This window comes from Alkalihalobacillus trypoxylicola, assembly GCF_001590785.1.
Classification (GTDB): Bacteria; Bacillota; Bacilli; order Bacillales; family Bacillaceae_D; genus Alkalihalobacillus; species Alkalihalobacillus trypoxylicola.
The window spans coordinates 16,208-41,362 of sequence record NZ_LTAO01000012.1; the positions used below are offsets into that span (position 1 = coordinate 16,208).

At 34.3% G+C, this 25,155-nt stretch carries 24 protein-coding genes; 19 read left to right on the top strand and 5 right to left on the bottom strand.

What is annotated here, in order from left to right:
* Nucleotides 1-38 precede the first annotated feature (38 nt).
* Together AZF04_RS07170 and AZF04_RS07175 are read left to right on the top strand one after the other, a co-directional pair.
* On the top strand, nt 39-599 hold the full coding sequence (locus AZF04_RS07170) for a sugar O-acetyltransferase (protein WP_061948159.1): 561 nt from the start codon (nt 39-41) through the stop codon (nt 597-599).
* A 199-nt stretch (nt 600-798) separates the two neighbouring features.
* On the top strand, nt 799-1,650 hold the full coding sequence (locus AZF04_RS07175) for an SDR family oxidoreductase (protein ID WP_061948160.1): 852 nt from the start codon (nt 799-801) through the stop codon (nt 1,648-1,650).
* A 711-nt stretch (nt 1,651-2,361) separates the two neighbouring features.
* Here AZF04_RS07175 and AZF04_RS07180 read toward each other — a convergent pair.
* Nucleotides 2,362-2,709 carry a hypothetical protein gene (locus tag AZF04_RS07180; protein ID WP_061948161.1) on the bottom strand — a complete coding sequence of 116 codons (348 nt, stop codon included), beginning with the start codon at nt 2,707-2,709 and terminating at the stop codon, nt 2,362-2,364.
* Nucleotides 2,710-3,560: 851 nt separating this feature from the next.
* On the opposite strand from AZF04_RS07180, the gene AZF04_RS21155 reads away from it, so the two are divergent.
* Together AZF04_RS21155 and AZF04_RS07190 are read left to right on the top strand one after the other, a co-directional pair.
* Nucleotides 3,561-3,719, top strand: coding sequence for a hypothetical protein (locus AZF04_RS21155; protein ID WP_156479545.1), 159 nt, complete (start codon nt 3,561-3,563; stop codon nt 3,717-3,719).
* Nucleotides 3,720-4,074: 355 nt separating this feature from the next.
* Entirely contained in the window at nt 4,075-5,349 is a 1,275-nt protein-coding gene (locus tag AZF04_RS07190; protein WP_061948163.1) for an alpha/beta fold hydrolase, read from the top strand.
* A gap of 113 nt (nt 5,350-5,462) precedes the next feature.
* Here the strand turns inward: AZF04_RS07190 and AZF04_RS07195 are convergent, their stop codons facing one another.
* Nucleotides 5,463-5,666: a hypothetical protein gene (locus tag AZF04_RS07195; RefSeq protein ID WP_061948164.1), complete on the bottom strand. Its 204-nt coding sequence runs from the start codon at nt 5,664-5,666 to the stop codon at nt 5,463-5,465.
* 825 nt (nt 5,667-6,491) lie between these two features.
* Between AZF04_RS07195 and AZF04_RS07205 the strand changes: the two genes are divergently transcribed.
* The 3 genes from AZF04_RS07205 to AZF04_RS07215 all read left to right on the top strand — a co-directional run bounded on the left by AZF04_RS07205 (nt 6,492) and on the right by AZF04_RS07215 (nt 9,011).
* Nucleotides 6,492-7,223 (top strand): Stf0 family sulfotransferase, encoded by a 732-nt coding sequence (locus AZF04_RS07205; protein ID WP_235599943.1) that lies wholly within the window; start codon nt 6,492-6,494, stop codon nt 7,221-7,223.
* A gap of 212 nt (nt 7,224-7,435) precedes the next feature.
* Nucleotides 7,436-8,011, top strand: coding sequence for a TetR/AcrR family transcriptional regulator (locus AZF04_RS07210; RefSeq protein WP_061948167.1), 576 nt, complete (start codon nt 7,436-7,438; stop codon nt 8,009-8,011).
* Nucleotides 8,012-8,039: 28 nt separating this feature from the next.
* The gene (locus AZF04_RS07215) at nt 8,040-9,011 is read left to right on the top strand and encodes an SDR family NAD(P)-dependent oxidoreductase (protein ID WP_061948168.1); all 972 of its coding nucleotides are present in this window, start codon (nt 8,040-8,042) and stop codon (nt 9,009-9,011) included.
* Nucleotides 9,012-9,020: 9 nt separating this feature from the next.
* On the opposite strand, the gene AZF04_RS07220 is transcribed toward AZF04_RS07215, so the two are convergent.
* Entirely contained in the window at nt 9,021-9,698 is a 678-nt protein-coding gene (locus AZF04_RS07220; protein WP_061948169.1) for an HAD family hydrolase, read from the bottom strand.
* Nucleotides 9,699-9,866: 168 nt separating this feature from the next.
* Here AZF04_RS07220 and AZF04_RS07225 point away from each other — a divergent pair, with 168 nt between their 5' ends.
* The 4 genes from AZF04_RS07225 to AZF04_RS07235 all read left to right on the top strand — a co-directional run bounded on the left by AZF04_RS07225 (nt 9,867) and on the right by AZF04_RS07235 (nt 12,466).
* Nucleotides 9,867-10,079: a WYL domain-containing protein gene (locus AZF04_RS07225; RefSeq protein ID WP_061948170.1), complete on the top strand. Its 213-nt coding sequence runs from the start codon at nt 9,867-9,869 to the stop codon at nt 10,077-10,079.
* A 77-nt stretch (nt 10,080-10,156) separates the two neighbouring features.
* A complete protein-coding gene (locus AZF04_RS21755) occupies nt 10,157-10,285 on the top strand; it encodes a hypothetical protein (RefSeq protein WP_268753414.1) in 129 nt (42 codons plus the stop codon).
* Between the two features lie 128 nt (nt 10,286-10,413).
* Nucleotides 10,414-11,280 carry a ComEC/Rec2 family competence protein gene (locus AZF04_RS07230; protein ID WP_235599944.1) on the top strand — a complete coding sequence of 289 codons (867 nt, stop codon included), beginning with the start codon at nt 10,414-10,416 and terminating at the stop codon, nt 11,278-11,280.
* Nucleotides 11,281-11,626: 346 nt separating this feature from the next.
* A complete protein-coding gene (locus tag AZF04_RS07235; RefSeq protein WP_045485430.1) occupies nt 11,627-12,466 on the top strand; it encodes an AraC family transcriptional regulator in 840 nt (279 codons plus the stop codon).
* 153 nt (nt 12,467-12,619) lie between these two features.
* On the opposite strand, the gene AZF04_RS07240 is transcribed toward AZF04_RS07235, so the two are convergent.
* Nucleotides 12,620-13,807, bottom strand: coding sequence for a DUF418 domain-containing protein (locus AZF04_RS07240; protein WP_061948171.1), 1,188 nt, complete (start codon nt 13,805-13,807; stop codon nt 12,620-12,622).
* Between the two features lie 162 nt (nt 13,808-13,969).
* On the opposite strand from AZF04_RS07240, the gene nfsA reads away from it, so the two are divergent.
* The 4 genes from nfsA to AZF04_RS07260 are packed head-to-tail and all read left to right on the top strand — an operon-like array spanning nt 13,970 to nt 17,300.
* Nucleotides 13,970-14,713, top strand: a complete 744-nt coding sequence (gene nfsA / locus AZF04_RS07245) for an oxygen-insensitive NADPH nitroreductase (protein WP_061948172.1) — start codon at nt 13,970-13,972, stop codon at nt 14,711-14,713.
* A gap of 1 nt (nt 14,714) precedes the next feature.
* On the top strand, nt 14,715-15,890 hold the full coding sequence (locus AZF04_RS07250; protein WP_061948173.1) for a pyridoxal phosphate-dependent aminotransferase: 1,176 nt from the start codon (nt 14,715-14,717) through the stop codon (nt 15,888-15,890).
* 13 nt (nt 15,891-15,903) lie between these two features.
* Nucleotides 15,904-16,527 carry a fumarylacetoacetate hydrolase family protein gene (locus tag AZF04_RS07255; RefSeq protein WP_061948174.1) on the top strand — a complete coding sequence of 208 codons (624 nt, stop codon included), beginning with the start codon at nt 15,904-15,906 and terminating at the stop codon, nt 16,525-16,527.
* A 44-nt stretch (nt 16,528-16,571) separates the two neighbouring features.
* On the top strand, nt 16,572-17,300 hold the full coding sequence (locus tag AZF04_RS07260) for a glycerophosphodiester phosphodiesterase (protein ID WP_412459199.1): 729 nt from the start codon (nt 16,572-16,574) through the stop codon (nt 17,298-17,300).
* Nucleotides 17,301-17,633: 333 nt separating this feature from the next.
* Here AZF04_RS07260 and AZF04_RS07265 read toward each other — a convergent pair whose 3' ends face one another.
* Nucleotides 17,634-20,048 (bottom strand): glycogen/starch/alpha-glucan phosphorylase, encoded by a 2,415-nt coding sequence (locus AZF04_RS07265; protein WP_061948701.1) that lies wholly within the window; start codon nt 20,046-20,048, stop codon nt 17,634-17,636.
* 420 nt (nt 20,049-20,468) lie between these two features.
* On the opposite strand from AZF04_RS07265, the gene AZF04_RS07270 reads away from it, so the two are divergent.
* From AZF04_RS07270 to AZF04_RS07285, 4 genes are all read left to right on the top strand, one after another.
* On the top strand, nt 20,469-20,927 hold the full coding sequence (locus AZF04_RS07270) for a chemotaxis protein CheX (RefSeq protein ID WP_061948175.1): 459 nt from the start codon (nt 20,469-20,471) through the stop codon (nt 20,925-20,927).
* Between the two features lie 481 nt (nt 20,928-21,408).
* Complete coding sequence (locus tag AZF04_RS07275; RefSeq protein ID WP_061948176.1) at nt 21,409-22,950, top strand: bifunctional GNAT family N-acetyltransferase/carbon-nitrogen hydrolase family protein; 1,542 nt, start codon at nt 21,409-21,411, stop codon at nt 22,948-22,950.
* Nucleotides 22,951-23,017: 67 nt separating this feature from the next.
* Nucleotides 23,018-23,440, top strand: coding sequence for a FixH family protein (locus AZF04_RS07280; protein ID WP_061948177.1), 423 nt, complete (start codon nt 23,018-23,020; stop codon nt 23,438-23,440).
* A 476-nt stretch (nt 23,441-23,916) separates the two neighbouring features.
* On the top strand, nt 23,917-25,116 hold the full coding sequence (locus AZF04_RS07285) for an ROK family transcriptional regulator (protein ID WP_235599946.1): 1,200 nt from the start codon (nt 23,917-23,919) through the stop codon (nt 25,114-25,116).
* Nucleotides 25,117-25,155: the final 39 nt, after the last annotated feature.

The following is a 25,155-nucleotide window of genomic DNA, read 5'->3' on the forward strand; positions in this document are numbered from 1 at the left end:
ATAAAAAAATATTTTTTTATAGAAAGTAGGTACATCATATGAGAACAGAAAAAGAAAAAATGATAGCTGGAGAAATGTACGATCCCGCTGATTCAGAGCTAGTAAAAGACCGTGTAAAAGCGAGACGTATGGTGAGATTATACAACCAAACATTAGAAACAGAAGAAGAAATGCGTAAAAGTATGTTGAAGGAATTACTCGGTTCAACCGGAGAACATGTATATATGGAGCCGAATATACGCTTTGATTACGGCTATAATACACATGTAGGAGAAAACTTTTTTGCGAATTTTGACTGTACGATACTAGATGTTTGTGAAGTTCGTTTTGGAGATCATTGTTTACTAGCGCCAGGTGTACAAATTTATACTGCAACTCATCCAATTGACCCAATAGAACGAAATTCAGGTAAAGAATATGCGAAACCAATCGTTTTTGGAAATAATGTTTGGATTGGAGGAAGTGCAATCATTAATCCAGGTGTAACGGTAGGAGATAATGTTGTCATCGCATCAGGTGCAGTCGTTACGAAAGATGTTCCAGATAATGTTGTGGTAGGTGGAAATCCAGCAAGAATTATAAAAGAACTAAATACATAATTTTTTGAACGAAACCCTACGTGTTTGAGTAAAAACGAACATTTGGGTTTTTTTAATTATATTGATGAAGCTCCTAAAAAATAATTACGATCACTTATAAGTTGTAAACGTGTTGACAAAACGGTTACATGTAATTATTATAATTACATGTAATGATGTTTGTTTCAGGTTGAATAAATAACAAATGGAGGAATAGACGATGAAAATATTAGTAACAGGTGCAACAGGAAAATTGGGCTCAAAGATAGTAGAGTCATTATTAAAAATGATACCTGCAAGTGAGTTAGCGGTAAGTGTGAGAAACCCAGAAAAAGCAGAAGACCTTCGTAAACGAGGGGTAGAGGTTCGTTATGGAGATTTTGACCTTCCGGAAACCTTAGATACGGCTTTTAAGGGAATTGATCGCTTATTAATAATTTCGGCTGATGGGGATAATGAAACAAGAATTCATCAGCATACTAATGCTGTTCAAGCAGCAGAACGGGCACAAGTTAAATTTATTGCTTACACAAGTTTGGCTAATGCAACCGAAAGTCAAAATTTAATGGCTCCTCCCCATGTAGCGACAGAAGCAGCCATTGTGAAAACGGGTATTCCTTATTCTTTTTTAAGAAACAATTGGTATTTAGAAAATGAAATCAGTAGCATTCAAGGAGCTATAGCTGGAGCCACTTGGATTACTTCTGCCGGAAAAGGTAAAGTGGGCTGGGCATTGCAACAAGACTATGCAGATGCTGCTGCTGCCGTTTTAGTTGAAAGTGGTCACGAAAATACGGTGTATGAATTATCGGGTCCACTATTAACACAGGACGAATTGGTCTCTGCCCTTGGTAAAGTATTAAATAAAGAAATCCCTGTCCAACAAGTGAGTGACGAAGAATATGCAGAGATTATGAAAAGCTTAGGGTTACCAGAGTTTATCATTCCGTTATTAGTAGGAATTCAAGAAAGTATTCGGAATGGCTCATTAGATGTGGAAAGCAATGATTTTGAGAAAGTTCTAGGACGCCCAGTTACACCAATCAGTGATGCATTAGCTAAATTAATATAATAAAGAATGTAGTTACATTAGAGAAATTAAAAATGCGGTAGGTTTTATGTATTTAAGTGATTAAAAATAATAAAGAGAATGGGACAATACGCATGAATCAATGCATCCAAATATTGTAGGTGTCCAGCTGTTCGCTCCCGGTAATGGGATTGCGCGCTTTCCGCAAAAGGGCGTTGGACTAATCGTCTTGCTGGTGTCTTTCCACTTGTTCTTTCCTCTTGCATGAGTCGGCATTCTCATTCCTTCCACTTAATTAAGTAAAAGAGAGGTTTGCTAGCAGTAACTTCAAAAATGAGCTATTTGGGCACTGGAAAAACACATAATTTTCTATGGACTGAGGTGGCTGGGACAAAATCTGATTTAAAACATCACTTTAGAGAAATTCGAAAAAATGTGTAATGGATGCAAACATTAATAATGAACGATGAACCCTCCTTTTTTGGAAAAAGGAGGGTTTTTTGAACGAATAGATTCTCTATGAAAGACGTAAACTAGCGGACACAAGACACGGAGACTCCGGTGGGAAGTAGTGGCCATGCCGAAATCCACTCGCCACCCCACGGATGAAGTGTCTTGGGTGAGCGAACTGGCGGGGAGCTAGAATGGTATAATCAATTATTCGTGAGTTTTGTCTCTGCCTCCTTGTTTGTTTAGTAATAAAACTAGATTAAGTTTAAGGTCGGGTTCATAATTAAAGAAATTAGGCTTCAATTATTGCAATTCTTCCTTGTTATTTGATTTCATGGAGGAAATGTAGTCTATTTCTCTTAAAATATATGGACTATTTTTAAACTTTTTTGTAAAACTTGCGATATACATGATGTCTTCTTTCAGTAAATTCCAAGTACTCTTGTCCTTAATATAAATATCAAATTCTTCTTTATAGGCTTCGGATAGGTGCGGATTGACAACCGTAATATAAAGTTCACCTTCAACATTTTCGTTTTTTTCAATAATCGTTACATAGGAGACACCACTGTTACTGTTTGCAAAGAGAAAAAACACTGTAAGTAATACAACTATAATTAACAGGAAAGTGCCCAACATTTTTATTTTCATAAGTAGTTCAAACCTTTAACTAATTTATTATAAGATACTAGCATAATTTCATGAATTTGGTAAAATTCCGATGTGGTGAAGTTCTATGAAAAAAACACAGCATATAATAGGTGAGCTTGTGAGAGGAGCTGAGAAAGAAAAATAGGTAAAGGAGGAGAATAGTTCTTCGATAGTTTAATGATAACTACTGTGGAAGTAAGTTGGAAAGGACATATAACTAATGGAATTTTCCTATATTCCATTTTTACTATTTATACCTAATAGAAGGTGGAGAATGATAAAATAGGAATAATCATGAAAGACATCGTTATCAGTGAACTCGTTATGGAAAGAAGGTAATATATATGAATTGGTATCATCTCTATCTCGAATATTTCAAAAATAATATCTATCTGTATGTAATGCTAATCTTATTGTTAGTGTTAACAGTTGGGTTGTGGTATTGGATACCTTTTTATTTATTTACTGTGCTTTCTAATCTTACGCTCCATTTAATCATCTTTCACTTATTTTTAGGGTGCTTCTTTTCAATATTTCTTCTCAATATTAATTTAAAGGCTTCTAAAGCGTTTCATAAGCAAAAAAGTTATATTACCTTATTTCTAAAAATACAAGGAAGTACGATATTTTTATTTACAGTACTTGCGTTCATAGTGAATTATTTTTATTGGATCAGGTTTCTCTAAATGAATGAGAGTTTGTTTCCTTTGAATCAATACCTGTTGTTTACAAGAAAAGCTTAAAGGGTAATTTTAAATAACAAGGAAAATGATAGGTCTTATCTAATCGGGAAAATGGGAGATTTGCGTTAACCTTTCACTCTAACGATAAATGTTAATATGGAGGATGTTATGTCTTTAAACGCAGTCTTAATTGCAGTAGTTGCAGGAGTTTTAACTTTTATTTTAAGTTCACCGGATGTATTGAATCCCTTAATTATCACCAATATTTTATTAGGATTAATTGTCGGGAAATTGATTGATCAGAAGGGAAATAAAAGTAAATCATAATTTAAAATGAATAACCTCAATTAAGAAAACTGTTATTTCGCCCTTGGGATAACGGTTTTTTTGGTTCTTCTTGATATGAGTGAATTTCATAAAATTAACTTCTTGATTGAAACGGTAGGTAGTGACTCCCAAAGGATCAGCGCAGTCTGAAGATCCACTCTGGTGAAGCTCTGCGTAGTCAGAGTTAGCTGAAGACAAGCCCTTGGGAAAGCATCTACCTAAAGTGAAAATCAAAAACCAAATCGTTCGGTTTTTATTATAAGATATGAATGATGAAATTGAGTCATATAGTAAAGCTTATGAAACTTTTATTATTTGATAATCGTAAATATTAAAAAAGAAAGGGGATCAACAATTGAAAAAACCTTATATTGTCGTTCATCCTTTACATTCTAATTTTGATGAGGAGATCGAAATTTCTGTAAAAGGGTGTAATCCAAGTGATGAAATTTCCATATTAACCTACATACATGATGATCGAGACGAATTGTTTGTATCTGATGCTACATTTATCGCAAATAAAAATGGTGAAGTACATATAGCCAATGAAGCTTCCATTAAAGGGACCTATACTGGTATAGATAGAAATGGTATTTTTTGGTCTGCAAAACACGTAAAGAAAAAGCATGATGATTATTTCCTTAAAACGAATATAAATGCCTTAACTATTAAAATGCAGCTAAAGATACGTGATGAATTGGTACATGAAGTTGCATTCGAACGAAGCTTCTATAAAAACGATATTCATGTTGTTGAATTGAATCAAAATCATATAATCGGAACTTTGTATCTTCCAAAAGAAAAAGGCGATTACCCAAATGTTTTGCTTTTAGCTGGATCGGACGGTGGTAAGCTTGACCCCGCTGCCTCTTTACTTGCAGCAAAAGGTTATAATGTTTTAGATTTAGCTTATTTTAATCAAGATGGTGTTCCAAAGGATTTAGAAAATATCCCGTTGGAATACTTCTATAATGCCTTACAGTTTTTGAAGGAACAAACGAACAATCGAAGTAAAGTAATCGTTATTGGCTATTCAAAAGGAGCAGAATTAGCTCTTCTACTTGCATCAGAATATGATGAATTTTCTGCTGTTATTGCTGGTGCTCCAAGTGCATATATTACTTCAGGAATGAGGAATGGTATTTTTGCTCCAATCCCTTCATGGACTATAAATGATCAAGCAAAATCGTTCCTTAAAATGCAACATAAGTTCAGTAATATGCTACCCGTCCTTAAACAAATGATTTTAAAAAGGCCTGTTTCCTTTTTTAATGTGTGGGAAGATAGTTTAAAAAAGGATAACAATAGATTAGAGGATGCTAGAATCAAAGTAGAGAACATAAAGGCACCCGTTCTACTAATTTCAGGAGATAAAGATGGTATATGGCCATCCTCTACTTTTTCAAATGAAATCAAATCCAAACTTGACTCTATAGAGCATCTACAGTTCAAAGAGGGGGGACATTTTGTTTCATTCCCTTATGCATTACCCCATTTGCCAGCTAATGTTTATGAGCATTTGGGTGGGAGGACTATTATGGATTGCGGAGGAACAAAAGAGGCGAATGCCGATGCTGCTATTCAGTCATGGAATTATATACAAAATTTTATAAAAAAACATTCAGAGTAAGTAATGTGTGAGTAGTTTAATTTACATTTATCCCTATAATTAATCGCATTTCATGGTAGAAAAGCAGCCGGACGAAATAGAATCATAAAATGAATAAAATTAAACCCGTTTGCCTATTGAGAGTTAGACTTTTTCTTTTTTAATTTAATAACAATGGTAAAACCAATGGTTAATCCAATGGCTGTTATCAAGTGCTCCATCCAATTATGAACAAGACTATAGTCACCACTTTCTAAAAGATAACGCAAGAAATATGTAAGAAAAAATGTGGTAACAAATACAAATATAGCATTAAGCCAAAGATTATTTATAATCATAGTAACCTCCATAAAGTTCCAGCATTATCGTTCTTTACCCCTCTGCTATGGAATAAAACATGATGAATTTATTAATATGGTTCGAAAATAATGAATGATTCACCGTTAATTAGGCTATGTAAATCACAAAAATGTTCATACAGAAGTAATGAAAGGCATGTATAAATGAATCCGACTTTCTCTATGGAAATCATATCGCATTCCTAATGTCTTTTCTGGTCGAATATTTAACGGATACAGATTATTAAGGTTTTTTTGATAAGGATGGATGAATGAAGATCATGATGAAGTTTTTAAGATATTTCGCGTATTTACTCATTGTGAGTACAGTTAGTTATTACGTTTCAAAGTATATTACATATGATAAAAAATGGATAAGTATGGTTATAGGGTTTGTCATAATGTTCAGCGTAACTTTTTCATTGTTATGCTTAGAAACGTTTAAATTTAGTAAAAAAAAGAATAAACAGGTTTAATTTAACGAGCATTTTTTTGAGCTGGATGGTCATTTAACCGCCCTTACTAAAGTATTTTGAAAATCAAAACGGAACGATTAGGTTTTTGATTTTTACTTTAGGTAGATGCTTTCCCGAGGGCTTGTTTTCAGCTAACTCCGACTACGCAGAGCTTCGTCAAAGTGGATCTTCAAACGGCGCTCATCCTTTGGGAGTCACTACCTACTGTTACAATCAATAAGTTTATTAAAAATATTCAATAAATTTTCATAATAATTGTTCGGTTTTATTTACTTATAGAGCATTGATGAAATTCACTTACTTGATAGAAATTAATAACAAATGCTAATTCCAAAATAAGATTTAGGGAGTGAGGAGTTTGAAAAAACCTTTGAAAAGTTACACGATTTGGTTTTCTCAAAGAACTGGTTCTACGTTGTTAACTAAAGCGCTTACTTCGACAGGTATTGCCGGTAATCCGGCAGAGTTATTACATTTTAGAAACCCAAATAACATAACCCAGGACGGCATAGAAAAAATATGGGAAGAAGGCACGACCTCTAACGGTGTTTTTGGATTGAAAACAGATCTTAATCGAAAATGGATAACTAGTCTGAGAGAGTTTTACAAGCTGCCCATTGAAATGACAGAAGCTGAAGTATGGAGCTCAGCTTTCCCTAATTGTCAGCATATTTGGATGACTAGGAGAAATAAAGTGCGATTAGCGGTATCTTGGTGGCGTGCTATCGTTTCAGGTGAGTGGCATCGGAAACATGGAGAAAAACCAAAAGATGTAGATTTAATAGAAGAGTATAATTTTAATGCGATTCATCATTTATTCATTGAAAGTACTATGTTTGAGGCTTCTATAGAAGAATTTTTTACAGAGGCGAAAGTGGTTCCTCTGACTATCGTTTATGAAGATTTTATTCGAGACTATGAAGGAACAGTATTAAAAGTATTAAAATTTTTAAATCTCCCTACTCAAAATATCGATATTTCTCCTCCATATTTTGAGCAAATTGCAGACGATGTCTCAGAGCAGTGGGTTCAAAGATACAGAGAAGAATGTCAAAAGGGATGGGAGCATATCCGATGGTAAACGATAAGAGTAAGATATTTTGTTCATTATAGATCATGTAAATAACATTTATACCATACTAAAAAAAGACATTGTTTGCTAATGCAAACAATGTCTTTTTTGGAACAAAAATTTTAAATTTGAAAAAAGTATTGACTAGTCAAGTGTTCATTATATATCATATGTTATATAACGTATGATATATAATGTGTTGTATTGAAAAGAGGATGATTATGCCCCCGAAAAAGAAGTTTTCCAAAGAACAAATTGTCGATGCCGCTTTTGAAATAGCAAGAGTAGAAGGGTTAAGTAAAATAACTATTAGAAAGGTTGCTGACAAATTAGGAAGTTCGATTGCCCCGATTTATGTGAACTTCAATGATGTGGAAGAACTTATAAATGATGTCGTAAAAAAAATGATTACTATTAATCAACAAATGATTCTAGAACAAAATAGTGGGGATACATTTCGTGATATAGGTATTGCTAGCCTACGTTTTGCAAGTGAATATAGTGTTCTTTTTAACGAGTTAATGATGAAACAAAACGAGTATTTAAAGGACTATAACCAAGAGATAGGGAATGACCTTGTTTCAATGATGAAAGAGAGTGTTACCCTTGAAGGGTTTACAGATGAGGAATTAATGAATATTTTATTGAAAATGCGAATTTTCCAAGGGGGTCTTTCCATAATGGTCGCTAATGGGTTGCTTCCGAAAGATTTTACGAATGATAAAGTGGTAGAGCTTCTAGATAGCACGGCCGAGGATGTTATTGTAGCTGCGCGTTTACGTAAGAATAGTAAATGAACATAACCTTTAGAAAAGGAGCAATAGAATGAAAAATCGTATTGTTATGATTACAGGTGCAAACTCGGGGATTGGGAAGGCTGCTGCTAAGCAATTTGCTAAAGATGATTATACCGTTATTATGGCTTGTCGGAATATCGATGCTAGTCAAAAAGCTCGAGAAGAGATTGTTACATCTACACGTAATACTAAGGTTGAAGTGATGAAATTAGATATATCGTCATTCGAATCAATCTATCAATTTGTCAATGATTTTAATAGTAAATATGATAAATTAGACATCCTAATACATAATGCAGCTTATTTTAATCATGGAGCTAATCATACTCTTAGTAAAGAAGGAATTGAATTGACCTTTGCGACAAATGTAGTCGGTCCCTATTTACTAACAAATCTATTAGTGAAACAATTAAAAAAGTCTAGTGATGCAAGAGTACTTAATGCGGGTAGTAACATTATTAAGCACTTTTTTGATCCTAAAAGAGAGATCGATTTAGACAATGTAACGGGTGAATATAAAAGTAGTGAGAAATTTACTGTGTATAAGATGTACTGTCAATCGAAAATGGCATTGACTATGCTCACTTTTAAAATGGCGGAAGAATATAAGGCTGAAGGCATTAAAATCACTGCTTTACAGATTAACGGGGCAAAAATGTCAAAGGAAACATTACAGAAAATAACGCTAAAATATAGAATGGTGGCTTTACTCCAAAACTTATTTTTTCGTCCTCCTAGCTATATGGCCCATAATTATTATGAGATATGCACATCTGATCGATTTAAAGACAGTACAGGAATATTATTCAATGATAAATTAGAGATGATGACCCCAGCCTTAGAAGAATCACAAGGATTTATTAAGGATATGGTTCGTGTAATAGGTAAAAGTACATATCCAACTTATGCAGAAAATAAAGAAATGAGAGAAGAGATTATGAATGTATGCAAAAACCTGACAGAGTCAACTCTCAATCATCAAAGTAGCATATCAAAATAGCTCATACCATTATTCGATAATATGAAATAACTCATCTAATTGGCTAATCTGTAAGTCGCTTGAAAGAACTTCCTTTCCTCCATTGCGGTTTAACCATATAGCGGTGATAGGTAAACCTTCACAGCTTTGAATATCAGTGCGGTAATCATCTCCAACATAATAATGAGATTCTTTAGCTGACGTCGTTTCTTTGATTGATATTTCAAAGATTTGTGGATTCGGTTTTGCAAAGCCTATATCGCTAGCAAAGCCTAAGTAAGAAAAATAATGGATGATATTTGTTTTAATAAGCTTTTTTGTTTGCTGTTCTTTGTCTCCATTACTTATGATTCCTAATGGAATATTATGGTTCTTTAAACGTTTTAGACATTCTAAAACATCATCAAATAAAACCCAATGATTTTCATAGCTATTTAAATAGTACTGAAAAAATAAATCGGCTTCGTGTTCTTGTATTTCTTTAAAGAAATGAAGGATACGGAGTCTTTGCTGTTGTTTAAAGCTAATTTGTTTCTCTAAAAATAGATGAAAATATCTTTCGGATACGCTAAACCATTCTTTTTCAAAATGTTTATAGGTTTGAAACCTGTTGAGCTCATTTCGATACTTATTGAAAAAGTCTTCTAATGCTGACTTGCTAGCAAATCGATGATCGACTAAGGTATCATCGATATCAAAAAAAATCATCAAAAACACTTCCTTAAAATGGTGATGATAGCCTACAAATTTACATTCTAATTATAATCTATACCTTATTAACCAGCAAAATCCTTTCATTAAATCATTTTCACAAATCGCTTGAACGAGAACGTTTGTTCGTATTATAATGGATGTATGAGAGATGAGGTGTTTGTTTTGAAACAACAGTTAAAGCGAGCCATTTCTGATAATAAAATCATTGTCATGATTTATCTTGATCAAAAAGGAAATTTCAGTAAAAGAAAGGTGAAGGTTTTAAAGCTTAATCATTCTTATTTAATTGGATATTGTTATTATCGACAGCAAAAAAGATTATTCGCAATTGAGCAAATATTATCCATTGAATTTGTTCAAAGTAAAATAAGCTAAATGATGATTTTTATAAAGAAATTGGTTTTCTTTCTAAGATTAGAGGGTACACTCTTCTTTGGGAGGAGGTTCCCAATATGAATACAGATAAAAAAATGGATCTCTTAGTAGAATACTTTGAGAAAAAATATGAGAAGACATTAAAAAAAGTAGAAAAAGAACAAATTAAATTATTTTTATTACAAGAAAAAGTCATTAAAGATTAAGCATTTTTAATGGTTGTTGATAAATACCCCAAAACAAATTGAGCCAATTCTCTCTTGACAGTTTTACTTTCTTTCTTAATACTTAATCTTTTGTAAAAGATAGAAAAGCAGGGTAGAGGGGGATTTATTTGATAAAAAGATTGTCAGTATTACTAATAATTATGAGTACTATTTTAGTAGCTTGCTCGGTCTCAGATTTGGAGAGCTGGTTAATTGAAGATAGTGCGAAGGTTGTTCCAGTAGTAAATGGAGAAGCTATTTACCATTTTTTAGATGTCGGCCAGGGCGATAGTACGTTAATCCAATCTAATGAAGCAACGATTTTAATCGATACTGGTAGACATGATTCAGATGTCATATTTGAATATTTAAATCAGTTAGGTGTTATTGAAATTGATTTGTTAATACTTACACATCCTCACGCTGATCATATAGGAAATGCTGATCAGATTATTAGACAGTATAGGCCTAGTGAGGTTTGGATGGATGGTAATCAGGCCAGCTCCAAAACGTTTGAGCTTTTAGTTGATGCTTTGATTGAAACAGATACAGATGTTGTTGAGGCCCGTTCTGGTTTAGATGTAGAAGTAGGGGATTTTTTAATCGAAATTATTCATCCTACTCATTTAACGGGGGATTTTAATAATGATTCTATTAGCGGGATGATTACCTATGGAGAGCTTCGTTTTCTCTTTACAGGAGACGCAGAGGAGAGAAGTGAATTCGAGATGCTAGATAGCGGTTTTGATTTAGAGGCTGATATCTTTAAGGTTGGACACCATGGGTCTTCCACATCAAATACACGAGAATTTTTAGAGGCTGTTAATCCTGAAATAGGTATTTATTCAGCTAGTGAAAATAATTCATATGGTCATCCTCACATTGAGGTCGAATCGCTATTTAACGAATTAGGTATTGAATTTCTAGGAACAGCTGAACATGGCACCATCAAGATAGTCACTGATGGTGAAAACTATACGGTTGAGCTAGAATAGTAGTAAAGAACAGCAAAGAAGGTTTGTAACGGTTTTAATTTGAAACATCGAACAGATTTTTTTATATTTTTTAAAAAATAAAAATATAATTATTTAACTAGCTTACTTAAAAGTAGCTAGTTTTTTGAATTTTTTATGATTATTTCATTTTATTATATAAATGAGCATTTTATTATATATAAATGAAAATGAAAACGCTTTATAATATGAATAAGTCAATAAAACCGATACGGGATTTTTCATGAAAATATAAAACTATAATCTTTTACTAAATTATAAGGAGGGAAAGATATATTTTTTTGAGAAGTTAAAAACTATTTGGTTTTAAGGGGGAGGGAAAGGTAGGATGGAGCAAGTAAAAAAAAGATATTCTTTTTCAACATCAGAATCTTTTTTGCCATTATTTATTGAAAGTATAGGCTTTAATCCAACTGAATTCGATATAAAGCGACCTAATGGATACCCATATTTTCATTGGTTGCAAACGGTAGAGGGAGAAGGACGATTTAGTTATAATGATGAAGAAATTCTCTTATCAAAAGGTAAAGGAATCCTTCTTTTTCCGAATACACCTCATGAATATCATCCAAATGGGAGCGAATGGTCCACTATCTATGTTACTTTTGGAGGAGCATCGACTGAATCTATTCTAAAATCATTACAGATTAATCGTACGGCTGCCTATATGGAAACGGAAAAAGTCTCCTTTCAACAAATCGTCTTAGAAATGCTGCAAACGATTGAGCAAGAAGCTAGTTTTTCTCAATTTGAAAATTCTAGAGATTTGTACCATTTACTCATAATGATCAAAAAATTCGGGCAAATGAATAATCAACCGTCTTTATCACAGTCCTATGAGAAAATTAAGTCAGTTGTTAAATGGTTAGAAGAGCAGTTATCTGAAGATATTCGTTTGCCTGATATGGCTCAATATGCCAAAATGAGCTCACAATATTTAAATTTATTATTTAGAGAATCTTTCGGAATGAGCCCATACTCTTTTCTTATACAGCTTCGAATTAGAGAGTCGAAAAAATTATTGGTTTCCGATTCAGGACTTTCTTTAAAGGAGATTACAGAGAAGGTAGGATTTAAAGATGTGAGCCACTTTGTTGCTACTTTTAGAAGGAAGGAAGGGATTACTCCTAAAAAGTACCGAAACCTTCATAAAACAGCTACAACATAATAGAAGTATGGTTTCTCTAATGAAGATAAAGGTAGTGGGTAGGAGTATTGACTTTTAATCCTATCCGCTATTTCTTTTAAGAGTAATATGTAATAAAGCTGGTGACCGTTTCTGTTGAAAGGGTCGCCAGCTTTTTTTTGATGAAGCGTTTTTTTATTTATGCTTTTTAAATGGAGGAATGGATAAGTATGTGCCTGCTCTCCAAAGCCATTCGATCGGTCCAATTCTAAAATGGTTAAGATACCATTTACTGATGAGGATTTGAATGATAAAGAAGGCAATCGATACGAGCATGCCTAAGAAAAATCCGAGCTTGCCAAATAATGAAAATCCGTATCCATAAAATAGAGTAGTAAAAATGAGTGATTGAAGTAAATATTGACTAAGAGATAATCGTCCAACATATGCAAAAGGCTTGAGAATCTGGCTTCCTGTTTCAGTGTTCGCTAATAATGAAATAGAAGTCGCATAAAAAATGGCTGTCAATGGACCGCCGATATATGTCATCAATCCTTCGGCTGCGATACTATTTGAAAAAAGAAAGGGAACCTTAGAGCCAAAACCAATTAATAGAGTGAACCACCATATTCTTTTCAAAAGTTTTTTATGCTGATTTACTTCTATCAGCCATTTTTTTCTAGCTACAAAAGCTCCTAATAAAAACATCCCAATAACCGTCAAAACTGTCGCAGCCTCTAAAAATACGTCTTCCAAAATTCCTAGACCATAAAAGTCTGAATGTAAACGAAACATTAACACATCTACGTAGCTGCCATTTGTTAGAACTTCTTTTTCTTCTACTGAATACGTATAAAACTCAGAGCTTGTATCATTGAGATTAGTCTCTCCAGGAGCTATAGCGCTAAGTGACATAATTCCAAGAAATATGAGAGCAGAAATAAGAAGACCTTTAGCTTGAAACCTTAAAAAGAAGAAAAAGAGAAACGATGTTAAAGCATAAGAAACTAATATATCGCCTTCCCATATGTATACACGATGGAGAAGACCTATGAGTAATAAGAGGAGAGCTCGGCGCCAGTAAATAGCTGCAAAGCTACGGTTTTTTTGTTTAGAACGCTCTTGTAAAATAACCATTCCGTAACCAAATAAAAAGGAAAACAACGTATAGAAGCTCGTTCGAATAAATAAATACAAAAAGCCTTCGGTGAGCTGATCGAAGATACCGAGTGGATAAAAATCATGTAAAGAAGGAATGAGAAAAAGTCCGTATTGAAAATTCATCGTATTTACTAGTAATATCCCAAGTAAAGCAAAGCCTCTCATCATATCTAATGAGTGAATACGCTCGTTTGTATTTAGTGGATTTAATGTTTCTTTCATTTTAACACCCTTTTCATAGTAATCGTGCATTCAATAATAGATTAATAGAACAAAGGATGAGTGACAAGCACAAGTTGAATAATTAATTTAAATTTTATATATTTTCACTTTTTTTTGGTAAAATGAGATCGTATTCTTTATTAATTACAAGGAGTGTTGTTCATGTCAGGCCGTTTGTTTAACGAAGTCATTCAAAATCATCGTTCCATTAGACAATATACAGATCAACAAGTTAGTGACGAAATCATTAAAGACCTATTACAATCAGCAAAAAGTGCTTCTACGTCTCATAACGTTCAAGCGTACAGTATCATCATTGTTCGTGACGTACAAAAAAAGAAAAAGCTAGCCGAACTAACAGGAAATCAATCTTATGTAGAAAAGTGCCCCGTTTTCTTTGTTTTATGTGCAGATTATTATAGATTAAAAAAAGTAAGTGAGTGGCATAATCAACCTTTTGAAGTAAACGAATTAGAGCAGGTATTAGTTGGTGGTGTTGATACGGCGTTAGTGGCTCAAAATCTTTTGTTAGCTGCTGAAGCCTATGGATTAGGTGGAGTGATGATAGGTGGAATTAGGAATCAGCCAAAAGAGGTTGCAGAGCTCTTAAACCTTCCTAAGTATACGTTTCCTGTTATGGGTTTATGCATCGGCTATCCAGCTCAATCACCAGAGCTAAAGCCAAGACTGCCTGAATCAGCTACTATATTTTACGATGAATATAATGAAGACCAATTAGAACAAGCAATAAAAGAATATGATCAAGTAACAGAAGCCTATTACGGTGCAAGAACGAATAGTCAAAAGGGTGAACCTTGGTCGAAGCAAATGGCACAGCATTTGTCTAAGCCTAATCGAGCGCATTTAGAATCATTTATCAAAAATCAAGGCTTTTTAAAAAGCTAGTATGAAAATTTTTAAACAATCAGATACCTTAAATCAACTGCCCGATCAATTTTTTTCTAATTTAGTGAAGAAAGTAGTTACACTATCCAAACAATACGACGACGTGATAAATCTTGGTCAAGGGAATCCAGATCAGCCAACTCCCCCAGCAATCGTAGAAAAATTACAGCAAGCGGCTGAAAATCCGCTTTACCATAAATACTCTCCCTTTGAAGGGTTTTCCTTTTTAAAGGAAGCCGTCGCGGAGTATTATCAGCGCGAATATGGTGTCGAGCTTGACCCGTATGAAGAGGTAGCCGTATTAAATGGAACCAAAACAGGATTGGTAGAGGTTAGCCAATGTTTGTTAAACCCGGGAGATGGAGTTCTAATGCCAGACCCTGGATATCCGGATTATTGGTCAGGTGTAGCACTGGCAAAAGCAAAAATGATCCCGTTAAAGCTGTTAGAAGAAAATCAATTTCTTCCAGTATTTTCAGAGCTTAAAAAAGAAGATTTACAAAGTGCTAAGATGATGTTTTTAAATTATCCTAATAACCCAACTGGGGCGACAGCGACACCGAACTTTTTCAATGAAGTCATAAAAGTAGCTGATGAACATCATATATGCGTCGTTCATGATTTCGCATATGGAGCAATTGGCTATGATGGAAAGAGACCTATTAGCTTTTTACAAAACGACGGAGCCAAAGATGTAGGGATTGAAATGATGACTTTATCGAAAACATTTAATATGGCAGGCTGGCGAGTCGGTTTTGCAGTTGGAAATAGAAGTGTGATAAAAGCAATCGAGCTTCTACAAGATCATTATTATTGCAGCATTTTTGGTGGTATTCAGGAAGCGGCAGCACATGCATTATTAAATGAGCAAGATTCAATCCAAGAGCTGGTGGCTATGTATGAAGCAAGAAGAAATGTTTTAGTCAAGGAAGCATTAAAAATTGGCTGGGAAGTCATAGCGCCAAAAGGTTCCTTTTTTGCTTGGTTTAAAGTTCCAAAACCTTTTACCTCTGAACAATTTGCTGATATTTTGTTGAAGCAAGCTCATATAGTCGTAGCACCCGGTGTAGGTTTTGGACAATACGGGGAAGGTTATGTTCGGATTGGTTTACTAACAGATGAAAATATCCTAAAAGAAGCGATCGATCGAATGAAGAAGCTCAATATATTTCATTAAAAAGGAGAAAGTCATGGAAATCAAAAATATTTTTTGTATAGGTAGAAACTATGTGAAGCATGCAGAAGAGCTAGGTAATGAAGTGCCAAAACAACCTATTTTATTTTCTAAACCCACACATGCTTTAACTAAAGCCGATGGCAGGGTGTTATCATTTCCTAAACTATTAGGTGAGATTCATCATGAATTGGAAATCGTTTTACATATTCATAAAAATGTTGAAAAAGGCGACTTGATTGAAGATGTGGTTGATAAAATGGCTTTAGGTATAGACTTAACGTTAAGGGATCTGCAGTCGGAATTAAAAAGAAAGGGACAGCCGTGGTTAAGAGCTAAAGGATTTCGTGAATCTGCTATACTCACTGACTTTTGGGATTTTCCAGGAATTGAAGAATGTAAGAAGAATAGCTTCTCTTTAACGAATAATAGTGAAATCGTTCAAAAAGGAACAATAAACGAAATGATATTCTCCTTTCAAATGATATTAGATGAACTAATAAAAGCATTTGGAGTGAAGGCTGGAGATATCATATTTACAGGTACACCAGAAGGGGTAGGTCCCTTAGAAGACGGAGATGACTTTAGTTTATATTGGAACGAAAAAAAGGTAGGAAATTTTCTTGTCGATAGAAAATAAAAAAAACAATTTCAATTGTAGGCTAATAGATAGGAGTGGGTATTTTGAAAAATTCAGTCCAGATCTTTGCACATCGAGGCTTCTCTAGTCAATTTCCTGAAAATACAATGAGTGCTTTTCAAGCTGCTCAAGGTTTAAATGTAGATGGTATAGAACTAGATGTTCAATTAAGTAAGGATGGCGTTCCAGTTATTATTCATGATTTGACTTTGGAAAGAACGACAAACGGCAGTGGCTATGTACGTCAATCAACCGTTAAGGAGCTTAAGCAGTTATCAGCGGGCTGCCAATTTTCCGATTCTTTTATTAATGAAAAAATTCCAACTCTCGAAGAATTTTTGCTGTGGATGAGTGAACATTCTTTTGTATTAAATATAGAACTCAAGGGGTTTGTTCAAGATAGAAAAGAAATTATCCATTCGGTTACTTCATTAGTGAAGGGTTCTCAATTAGAGAAGCGAATTATTTTTTCATCATTTGATCATCGTGGTTTATATGATATAAAAGAGAAATTACCTAACATTGAAACGGCAATTCTAGCAATGGAACCACTATTTGAACCACAGTCTTACATGGAGAAAGTGGGAGCTAGTGCTTATCATTTCTATGCTCCAACTTTATTAGAAGATGAAGTGAGAGAATTACGTAAATACCTTATTTTGAGGCCATTCACGGTTAATCATTTGGAACAAATGAAGAACTTTATTCATTGGGGAGTAGCAGGTTTGTTTACTGATTTTCCTGACAGAGCATTGAACATTAAGGATTTGTGAAAATATGAAGATGCAGGGACAGTACGCATGAATAAAGAACTCCACCGATGTTAGGTGCCTGACTGTTTCGTTCCCCGAGGCACTCCGCGTCTGGTGAGGTGCAGGTGCTGAAGTGGATTTAGGAATTGCCTACTCATCCAACTGGAGTCTCCCTGACTTGTGTCCGCTAAGTTATGACAAAGAGGTTTATTCATATTTAACAGTCCCCCTTTTTTTATAAGAAGGGGGACTGTGCGTTATTTGTGTATTCATCCAAATACATATCATTTCAAATTTACTACATAAAAATGAGCCTTACGTCGATGACCTTCCTTACTAACCTTAGTCAGTTTTTTACATAGGGTGAATGTTCCAAATTTCGTTCGCATACTCTGAAATCGTTCGATCGCTAGAAAATTTTCCGGAGTGTGCAATGTTCGTGATACTTTTCTTATTCCATGAAGATTCGTTCCGATAAGTTTGTTCTACATGCTGATGTGCTTCTACATAACTATCAAAATCTTTTAAAACAAAATACTCATCATTATTATAAAGTAAAGAATAATAGATATTTTTGAATTCAACATCATCTTGGAAAAAGGATTGGTTGACTAAAGTATCCATTACAGCACTTAAACGCTGATCGCTATTATAAACATCTCTTGCTCGATAGTCTCCATTTTGTTGGTATTCAAACACTTCTTTAGAGTTTAATCCAAAAGTAAAAATATTTTTAGGACCGACCATATCTCTAATCTCGATATTGGCTCCATCCAGAGTACCTATCGTTAAAGCTCCATTCATCATTAATTTCATATTCCCAGTACCTGAAGCTTCTTTACTAGCTGTTGAGATTTGTTCACTAATATCAGCAGCTGGAATGATTTTTTCAGCTAAACTTACATTATAATTTTCTAAAAATATTAATTTTAATTTATCTTTTACAAAGGGATCGTGATTAATTTTGTCGGCTGCAGCGGTAATTAATTTAATTACTTGTTTGGCGAAATGATATCCTGGTGCGGCTTTTGCCCCGAATATAAAGGTCCTCGGGGTAAATTGTACATTTGGGTTTTCCTTGCATAACTGATACAAATGAAGAATGTGAAATAGGTTCAGTAGCTGTCGTTTGTAGCCATGTAATCGTTTGATGTGAACATCAAATAGAGAATTAGGATCAATCGTAATTTGATATTCATCTCTTATATACTTCGCTAATTTCTGCTTGTTCTTTAATTTTACTGAAGAAATTTCATCTTGGAGTGAAGAATCATCTGTATATTTAATAAGGTGAATGAGCTTTCTAGGCTCTTTTATCCATCCATCTCCTATAGTATTGGAAATAAGCTGCGCTAAAGAAGGGTTGACGTTTAACAACCAACGACGATGTGTAATTCCGTTTGTTTTATTATTAAAACGCTCTGGAAAAACACGGTAAAAATTTTTCATTTCACGTTTCTTTATAATTTCAGTATGCAGCTTGGCAACACCATTTATTGAATGACTACCAACAATAGCTAAATGAGCCATATGAATTTGTTCGTAGGAAATAATCGCCATATTAGCTATTTCATTACGCAATGCGGGATGCTCAAAATATATGGATTGGCAAAAGCGTTCATTAATTTCCTCAATAATCATATAAATTCGTGGTAATAAGCTTTTGACCATATGAACAGGCCATTTTTCTAATGCTTCTACTAAAGTTGTATGATTGGTATAGGCAACGGTTTGTATGGTGATGTCCCAGGCGTCATCCCAGCTTAATTTTTCAATATCCATAAGCAAACGCATAAGTTCTGGTATCACTAAACTAGGGTGAGTATCATTAATTTGAATGGCTATTTTTTGAGGAAATAAAAGGAAGTCGTTATGCTTCTTTTTGAAGCGTCTAATGATGCTTTGTAAGCCTGCTGAGACGAGAAAATACTGCTGCTTTAATCGTAATAGCTTACCTTCATAATAAGAATCATCTGGATAGAGAAATTCAGAAATTTGTTCTACCGAGCGCTTATAGTCTAAATAATGATAATAGTCGGTGCCTTTCTGGGAATGGAAATGAAAGCTATTCGGCATAGATTCAGCGCTCCAAAGCCTTAAAGAATTCACAAACTGATTATCATAACCAACAATCGGTACATCATAAGGTATAGCAAGAACCCTCTCGTAATCTGTATGCTCTACTTGAAGATGACCGTCAGCTGATTGGAGCTGAACGTTGCCAGCAAAATGGACCTCAATCGCTTTTTCAGAACGTTTTGTTTCCCACATATAGTCATCTTTAAGCCAATAGTCGGGTAGTTCGACCTGATAGCCGTTCACCATTTTTTGCTGAAATAAGCCGTATTTATAGCGAATCCCCATTCCGTGGCCAGGGAGATTTAAAGAGGCGAGTGAATCCAAAAAACACGCGGCTAAACGGCCGAGACCGCCATTTCCTAATCCTGCATCCAGCTCTTCAGAAAATACCTCTTCAGGCTTAAAACCGAGTTCTATTAAAGCTTCGACACAAATTTTTTCAAGTCCAGTATTAATGAGGTTACTTTCAATGAGTCGGCCAAGAAGAAACTCCATGGAGAAATAATACATTTGCTTTTCATCTTTTTCTCTTTGTTTATTTTGAGTTTTTTGCCAATTTCTCAATATCATATCTCTTAGTATTAAGCTTACGGTTTGATAGGCTTCTTTATTTGTTGCCTCCTCCATTGATTTACCAAAGGAAGTCGTAAGCTTATCTTGAAAGCTGCTAATAAATTCTTCGCGACTCATGACCAAGCGTAACACTCCTCTCCTAGCACTCCTTATTTTGTTGACAGGTTATTAAAACGTTCCTTTCCTAAGTATCGACAGGTGAGAAGAAGTAGGGATATGTCGATAGGCTACTAATTCGAGAGTGAACGTTTATTTCCTGCTTTTCTACTCTTTTCTTATGGTAAATAATCTACATTTTAGTAAGAGAAAGTAGCTTTTACATATTTATGTTGCAAAACCTGTTTACTATTCCGAATTTTAGCCGATAGTACAATTGTATCACTAACTAATTAACTATAAATCAGTGAAAAAAATACAATATTTATTGTTAAAACGTGTTATAGTAGGTACATAGTATGTTATGTCGAAATTTGTGGTAAAGTTTTTATATCTATATACCTATTTGTATAAAATATATATTTGAGTGGGGGAAAAGGAATGAACGTTAAGCATATTAACGCCATTTGTGATGCGACAAAGCAAATACTATCCAATCATTTTGGAGTTGTGGTAAAGCCACTATCTCCTTCAGCAAATTCTGGTGCTTTATTAGCAAATGATGTATCTGTTATTTTAGGAATAAAAGGACAGCTAAATGGTCAGATTATCTGTACATTTTCTCAACAAACGGCTTTTAGCATTGTTGGGGTTATGATGGGAGGATTAAAAGTAGAAGCTTTAGATGAAATGGGCTGGAGTGCAGTCCAAGAATTCGGAAACTGGGTTGCGGGTACAACCGCAACAGAATTATCGAAGGAAGGCTGTTTAATAGATGTAACACCACCAATTGTAAATGGAGGAGATTCTCAATACCATTCGAGTGTTCCGTTCATATCGATACCTTTAGAATCAGCGATTGGCGAAATAGGTGTACATATATCTGTAAAAGAAGCATAAGATTTCTTCAAAATATACTTAATGCTAAAGTGTTAAAGATTAATGAAATAAGCGAAGACAAAAGTAGATAAACAAACAAAACGAAGAACATTCCTAACCAGAGGGACGTTCTTCGTTCGTTTTTTAAAGGAAGTGAGCAGTCCGATGTTTAGGGAAGGAGGCTGAAGCGGAGCCGGAAAAAGGAAGCTCGTTCCAATAGTGCTCAACTCAGTATTTTTAACTCATTCATACCTCCAGCTCCGGCTTGTATAATTTCCCTAGATTTTAATGTGAATGTATCACCCTTCTATTGTCTATCGATACTTAATTCTTTGTCCCTTTATTTTATTCCAATAAAACAGTATTCAAAAGATAAGAAAAAGGGTAAACTCTTTTCGAGGAATATTCAATGATAACGAAAATATTTATACTTTATACTTCGTTCAGATGCATGTATAAATAATCAATCGTTCATGTTTGGAAAGAAGAGGAGTGGACACATATGTCATCAGAGATAGATGTTTCGAAATTTGAAAAGAAAATGATTATACGGGAAATACAAGAAAAAGATTTTACATCCATTATTCAAATGCAGAAAATTTGTTTTCCTAATATGGAGCCTTGGGAATATAGTCATTTAAAGAGTCATATTGATATTTTTCCAGAGGGTCAAATTTGTGTTGAATATGATGGTGAAGTCATAGGCTCTTGTTCAAGCCTAATCATTAATTTTGATGAATATGACGATCAGCATACATGGGATGAAATAACTGACAATGGCTATATTACAAATCATGATTCAGAAGGTTACAATTTGTATGGTATTGAAATCATGGTACATCCTTCTTATCGAAGAATGAAAATAGGAAGACGATTATATGAAGCAAGAAAGAATCTTGCTCGTGAACTAAATTTAAAAAGTATTATTATAGGAGGAAGAATTCCTAATTATTATAAGCATTCAAAAGACCTTTCACCGAGAGAATATGTGGAAGAGGTTACGATGCATAATATTTATGACCCCGTTTTAACTTTTCAAGTTATGAATGGTTTTTCGTTAAAAAGAATTAATCGTAATTACTTAGATGATGATCGGGCTTCTTTAAAATACGCCACATTAATGGAATGGAATAATATTGACTATCATCCAAAGGTACCTAAGAGGCAATTTAAAACCTCTTTTCCTGTAAGGATTACAAGTATACAATATGAGATGAAAAAGATATCATCATTTGATGATTTTGCCGTACAGTGTGAATATTATACAGATGTTGCTGCTAGCTATGTGTCTGATTTTGTTGTATTTCCTGAAATTTTCACCCTACAGTTACTTTCTTTCTTACCAGAAAAAAGCCCAAGTCAAGCGATTCGTCGTTTAACTGAATTTACGGAAGAATACATTGAGCTATTTACGAATTTAGCCGTTAAATACAATGTTAATATAATAGGCGGCTCGCACTTTGTGGAGGAAGAAGGAAAAATTTATAATATCGCTTATTTGTTCAGAAGAGATGGAACCATTGAGAAGCAATATAAGATTCATATTACACCAAATGAAAGAAAATTTTGGGGAATATCTGGTGGAGACAAGGTAAACGTTTTTGATACCGATTGCGGAAAAATAGCGATTCAGATTTGTTATGATATCGAATTCCCTGAGCTAGGTCGAATTGCCGTTGATAAAGGAGCCAATATTATTTTCACTCCTTTCTGTACCGATGATAGACAAGGTTATTTACGAGTGAGATATTGCTCACAAGCAAGAGCGATTGAAAATCAAGTTTATACGGTTTTATCAGGCACTGTTGGAAATTTACCTGATGTAGAGAATATGGATATTCAGTATGCACAATCAGGTATTTTCAGTCCTTCTGATTTTACATTTGCAAGAGATGGAGTAGTAGGTGAGTGTAATCCTAATATCGAAACGGTAGTAGTTGGTGATGTCGATTTAGAGATTTTAAGGCGTCATAGAAGAGCTGGTAGTGTTAATCAATTAAGAGATCGTAGACATGATATTTATTCAATCAATTACTTTCAATAAAAAAACGAATTCCTTTGTTTAATTCTCGCTTGTTATGACTAAGCTGAGAATGAAATGAGGGATTGGGATGGATTTAGAAAAAAAACGACTGGAAATTCCTTTTATATCTCCTATTCTTTTTCTTGGCTTAATTAGCCTTTTATTAACGATAAGTGTTATAACTAATAGCTCTATTGGAAAACAGGAGATAATGAACTGGGAGGTAAAGTTAGCTGATGAACAATTAATTTATCCAGTTGGAAAGACCTTTGAACTACACCTATTTGTTCTAGACGAAAATGGAGAACCATTGCCTGATGTTAATGTTATCACTGAGTGGTTTTTTAATGATTATTCGCATAAACAGGTAATGCACCATATTGAATCAGGACTTTTCGAAGCGGAAAAAAAGCTACCAGAAGAGGGAGAATGGACTTTATTAGTAGAAGTAGAATCTAAGAGACAATATTATGAGCAAGTACTTTCTATACAAGCTATTGAAAAGTATTGACCCCCCTTTACTAAATAAAGGAATGGTAAAGAACAGAAAGTCTATGTTTCAAGTAGGTCTGGACAAAACCTATTTTTAAATCATCGCTTTAGAGAAAATTGAAATGATGTGTAATGGATGCAAACATCAAGAACAAATCAGAACCCTCCTTACTGAGAAACAAGGAGGGTTTTTTTGAACGGGTAGATTTCTTATGAAAGACGTAAGCTAGCGGACACAAGGCAGGAGACTTTAGTGGGATGTGACCATGCCGAAATCCACTTTTTCAAAAAGTAGTTCAGCGCTATCCCACCGGACGCGAAGTGTCTTGTGGGAACGACTAGCCAGGCGCCTAAAATATTTGGAAGCATTGGTTTATGAGTATTGTATGGTCTCACCCTTTTTTAGAGCTGTAAAATGACTTTTCATTTTGTTTCTCTATTTCTCATAATTAAGGTAAAATGATTAAAAAGTAAGGTTTAGAAGGTGAAAATCTAGTGTCTTCCAGTAAAGGTAGTTTTCAATTAATGAAATCATTAAATAAGTCGCTGATCTTGAATGTTATTCGGCAAGAAAAACAAATTTCTCGTGCTGAAATTGCAAAAAAAACGCGACTTACTCCTCCGACCGTTACAAATATCGTCAATGAGCTTCTCGAAGTGGGTCTCGTAAAAGAATCGACAATGGGTGTTTCAAAAGGGGGACGTAAACCGATTTTACTTACAATAGATGAGAAGCATTCTTATATTGTAGGTGTAGATGTAGGTGGACATAAATTAAGAGCTATATTGACCGATTTAAATGGTAATAATCTCGTACACTATAGTCAAGAGTTACCAAAGAACTTAACAAATGACTTTTTCCTTCGAGTATTAACAGATGCTATTGATAAAGTACTAGCAGATAGTCATATTCCTATTGATAAAGTAATTGGAATTGGGGTGGGGATGCACGGCATTGTGGATAGTGAAAAAGGAATCTCCATTTTCGCTCCGAATTTTCAACTAGAACAAATTCCTATAAAAAAGCATATTGAACGGAACTTTTCATTACCCGTTATCGTAGAAAATGATGCAAGGGCTTTTGCCTTAGGAGAAAAATGGTTTGGTCAAGGTCTGGAGCATAGTACGATCATGTGCGTAAATGTTGGGGTTGGAATTGGAGCAGGGATTATTTTAGATGGGAAGCTATATAGAGGACACAATAGCTTAGCCGGTGAAATTGGGCATACGATGATTGATATAAATGGGAAGCTATGCACCTGTGGCAATGAAGGCTGCCTACAAACAGTCGTTGGTGGTGACAGGTTAATCGAACGTACTATCGAAAAGTTAAAAAAAGGCCAGAATTCTATTTTACAGAATAACAAAAATTTGACTGGCTATGATATTCATCAAGCAGCTATACAAAATGATCCATTAGCGGTAGAAGTATTAAGGGAAACAGGTACTTATTTAGGGATCGCATTAACGAATTTTATTCACTTATTTAATCCTTCACGGATTATTATTGGTGGTGGTGTTGCAAATTCGGGTGATTTTATCATGAAGCCATTAATTCATTGTGTAAAAGAACGTGCGTTAACGATTGAAGCCAAAAGTACTGAAATTGTTCGCTCGAACTTAGGAGAATACGGAACAGCTATTGGTGCTGTAACTCTTATTCTAGAAACTATTTTTGCGGTGAAAGATGATTAAATCCCACGTAAAGTCCTCGTTTAAACATCAATGAGAGGC

What these genes read in the sequence shown, in the direction of transcription:
- AZF04_RS07170 (WP_061948159.1), top strand. Translation starts at nt 39, where the DNA reads ATGAGAACAGAAAAAGAAAAAATGATAGCTGGAGAAATGTACGATCCC.
- AZF04_RS07175 (WP_061948160.1), top strand. Translation starts at nt 799, where the DNA reads ATGAAAATATTAGTAACAGGTGCAACAGGAAAATTGGGCTCAAAGATA.
- AZF04_RS07180 (WP_061948161.1), bottom strand. Translation starts at nt 2,709, where the DNA reads ATGAAAATAAAAATGTTGGGCACTTTCCTGTTAATTATAGTTGTATTA.
- AZF04_RS21155 (WP_156479545.1), top strand. Translation starts at nt 3,561, where the DNA reads ATGTCTTTAAACGCAGTCTTAATTGCAGTAGTTGCAGGAGTTTTAACT.
- AZF04_RS07195 (WP_061948164.1), bottom strand. Translation starts at nt 5,666, where the DNA reads ATGATTATAAATAATCTTTGGCTTAATGCTATATTTGTATTTGTTACC.
- AZF04_RS07210 (WP_061948167.1), top strand. Translation starts at nt 7,436, where the DNA reads ATGCCCCCGAAAAAGAAGTTTTCCAAAGAACAAATTGTCGATGCCGCT.
- AZF04_RS07215 (WP_061948168.1), top strand. Translation starts at nt 8,040, where the DNA reads ATGAAAAATCGTATTGTTATGATTACAGGTGCAAACTCGGGGATTGGG.
- AZF04_RS07220 (WP_061948169.1), bottom strand. Translation starts at nt 9,698, where the DNA reads ATGATTTTTTTTGATATCGATGATACCTTAGTCGATCATCGATTTGCT.
- AZF04_RS21755 (WP_268753414.1), top strand. Translation starts at nt 10,157, where the DNA reads ATGAATACAGATAAAAAAATGGATCTCTTAGTAGAATACTTTGAGAAA.
- AZF04_RS07235 (WP_045485430.1), top strand. Translation starts at nt 11,627, where the DNA reads ATGGAGCAAGTAAAAAAAAGATATTCTTTTTCAACATCAGAATCTTTT.
- AZF04_RS07240 (WP_061948171.1), bottom strand. Translation starts at nt 13,807, where the DNA reads ATGAAAGAAACATTAAATCCACTAAATACAAACGAGCGTATTCACTCA.
- nfsA (WP_061948172.1), top strand. Translation starts at nt 13,970, where the DNA reads ATGTCAGGCCGTTTGTTTAACGAAGTCATTCAAAATCATCGTTCCATT.
- AZF04_RS07250 (WP_061948173.1), top strand. Translation starts at nt 14,715, where the DNA reads ATGAAAATTTTTAAACAATCAGATACCTTAAATCAACTGCCCGATCAA.
- AZF04_RS07255 (WP_061948174.1), top strand. Translation starts at nt 15,904, where the DNA reads ATGGAAATCAAAAATATTTTTTGTATAGGTAGAAACTATGTGAAGCAT.
- AZF04_RS07265 (WP_061948701.1), bottom strand. Translation starts at nt 20,048, where the DNA reads ATGAGTCGCGAAGAATTTATTAGCAGCTTTCAAGATAAGCTTACGACT.
- AZF04_RS07270 (WP_061948175.1), top strand. Translation starts at nt 20,469, where the DNA reads ATGAACGTTAAGCATATTAACGCCATTTGTGATGCGACAAAGCAAATA.
- AZF04_RS07275 (WP_061948176.1), top strand. Translation starts at nt 21,409, where the DNA reads ATGTCATCAGAGATAGATGTTTCGAAATTTGAAAAGAAAATGATTATA.
- AZF04_RS07280 (WP_061948177.1), top strand. Translation starts at nt 23,018, where the DNA reads ATGGATTTAGAAAAAAAACGACTGGAAATTCCTTTTATATCTCCTATT.